This is a genomic window from Bifidobacterium samirii (genome assembly GCF_003952945.1).
GTDB classification, from domain to species: domain Bacteria; phylum Actinomycetota; class Actinomycetes; order Actinomycetales; family Bifidobacteriaceae; genus Bifidobacterium; species Bifidobacterium samirii.
Genome location: NZ_QXGK01000037.1, coordinates 1 through 2,103 on the forward strand (window position 1 = coordinate 1; position 2,103 = coordinate 2,103).

At 56.0% G+C, this 2,103-nt stretch carries 3 protein-coding genes; 1 reads left to right on the top strand and 2 read right to left on the bottom strand.

Translation table 11 applies throughout. The annotated features are described in order from the left end of the window. Positions 1–120: 120 nt before the first annotated feature. Positions 121–369, bottom strand: a complete 249-nt coding sequence (locus D2E24_RS10180) for a hypothetical protein (RefSeq protein ID WP_125969207.1) — start codon at positions 367–369, stop codon at positions 121–123. Between the two features lie 615 nt (positions 370–984). Continuing rightward, positions 985–1,644: an NADAR family protein gene (locus D2E24_RS10185; protein ID WP_125969208.1), complete on the bottom strand. Its 660-nt coding sequence runs from the start codon at positions 1,642–1,644 to the stop codon at positions 985–987. A 48-nt stretch (positions 1,645–1,692) separates the two neighbouring features. Here D2E24_RS10185 and D2E24_RS10405 point away from each other — a divergent pair, with 48 nt between their 5' ends. Further along, positions 1,693–1,995 (top strand): hypothetical protein, encoded by a 303-nt coding sequence (locus D2E24_RS10405; RefSeq protein ID WP_164521104.1) that lies wholly within the window; start codon positions 1,693–1,695, stop codon positions 1,993–1,995. Positions 1,996–2,103 lie beyond the last annotated feature (108 nt).

Sequence of the window (2,103 nt, forward strand, 5' to 3'; positions counted from 1 at the left end):
ACCGCAAGGCCGCCACCCGGTACGACAGGCTCGACGAGACCTTCCTGTCCAACCTCATGCTCGTCCTCATTGCCATCTACCTCAAGGACACCACCAAAACCAGATTAGAGTAAACACACCCTAGTCCGCTCGCTCCTCTCGCTCCTCAACCCCTTGCCTGCGTGGTTTGCCGTTGATGCGCAGCACACCGCCATGATCGAATGAACCGTCACGGCAGATGGGCGACACATACGCCTTCGCGCCGGAACTGAAGATCCCCGTGCCATGCTCGACGTATCGATCCTGGCCGACCTCATGCTCATCCACCACATTCGCGACCAAACACCACGAGAACAACTCGCCACGATGTCGCCGCTTCTCTTCTTCCATGAAGCTCATGTTACAGCCATGCTCTCCACGAACATTTTTCCTAAACGGGCCGCCGGATATACTGAAGACGTCTTGATTCCTCTATGCAAGCCCCTCTCGGTTCAAAGAGTGAGAAATCAACAGAGCGGATTCCTACCCAGGCCCAGCTCACTGCTATCGGAACCGATCGCCTCTCTACTTGCTCCTATCAGAGATTGACACGAGAAGTATTGGCGGGGATACCGTACGACCGGCTCACAAGACCGGAAAATCACCCAAATCATCCCCGCTTTCTTCCATTACGCACCGGAGGTATCTCACGAACGAGTACCTGACCGGTACCATGCCGCACCCTGAAGCAGCCTGAACAGACGACATTCGACTCGGACACGACACCACGCAACCTGACAGCACGCTCTAGAAGCTCGCTTAAGACGAGTCGGGAAAGCGAACGCCCGGAGAACCACGACGACGAAAGCAAGCCATCGACTACTGCAGAGACCACAAACCCCGATTCACCCATTGGCCGACCGCAGAACCGCAGCCGCACCAGCCCATGCGAACCACACCTTCCTCATGAGATCCGGAGCACACCCAACTTATACAACTCATCCACCGGCCTATCCAATTGCGGTATCAGCTCAATGAGAAGGCCATATTTGAAGTCTTGCCAGATTGAAGCACATCACGCACATCCATGAGCAGAAAACCGAGACGATTCTCTCCCCGCCAGTTACGCGAATCCCTCCAACGATCATCGATTCGACCATCCTCAGTCTGCCTGCCAAGACCGACGCCCCAGACGGTATCGAATGGAGAACACTCGACCAACACCCGACCCCCGGTCTCCAGCAGCCGTTTCGCAAGACCTGGATTCTGGGAGAACTTGAACATCAAAGCCTCGAACATGTACCCGCATGATTCCCTGTCCCAAACGGATTCATCGAAATCCCGCACGCTGCGGCCAATCATCTTATACTCATACGGCCTCAAACCAGACCGGAGCACTGCATCCATAGCGGAAAGGTCACAGAACCGCCACGCCTTACGGAACATGAACCACTGTTCGCTGCACTCGAACCGCAACTCTCTCACCGATCCATCAGGTTCCCTCCAGTCGACAATGAACGGTGCCGGATAGAAATTGGAAGCCCAGTCCTCTCCATTCCAGAAACCGAAATAGGAACGCTTCGGACCATCCCATTCCTCCTCATTGAGCCGGTCGGAATCGTTCCGACCCATCGCCGCGTCGCGCCATATGACGATGTCGTCCACAGTCCAGATAGGTTCCATCATTCACCTGCCGATTCTTTGAACACTAACCCCAAGTCTAGAACCACTATCATGGTAGGTTTTCTTATGCCAGGATTCGACCGGAAAGAAGCCGCGCGGACGAAGACAAAGAAGTCGAGAAACCAAGACGAACACAACAGCTCGCCGACGAAAGACACCAGCTGGAAGGAGCACGACGAGACGCTCAACGAACAGCATGACAGATCAAAAAACACACCACACCAACACCCAGAGAACAACGGCGCTCGCAGACCCGCCCCGGTCACCATGCCGCACTTCGGAACGAACAACGGCGCTCGCCGACGCCGCCGCGCGCCGACATTCGCGGGCGCCTGCACGAGGTGCCTCATTTGAAAATGAGCGCGTAATCCGGAGTGGTGCCTCACCTGTGGTGAGCGTGAAATCCTAGTCCGCGTCGGCTTGTGGGGTTTCGTCGTCTTCCGGTTCGACGCCCGCGATCCG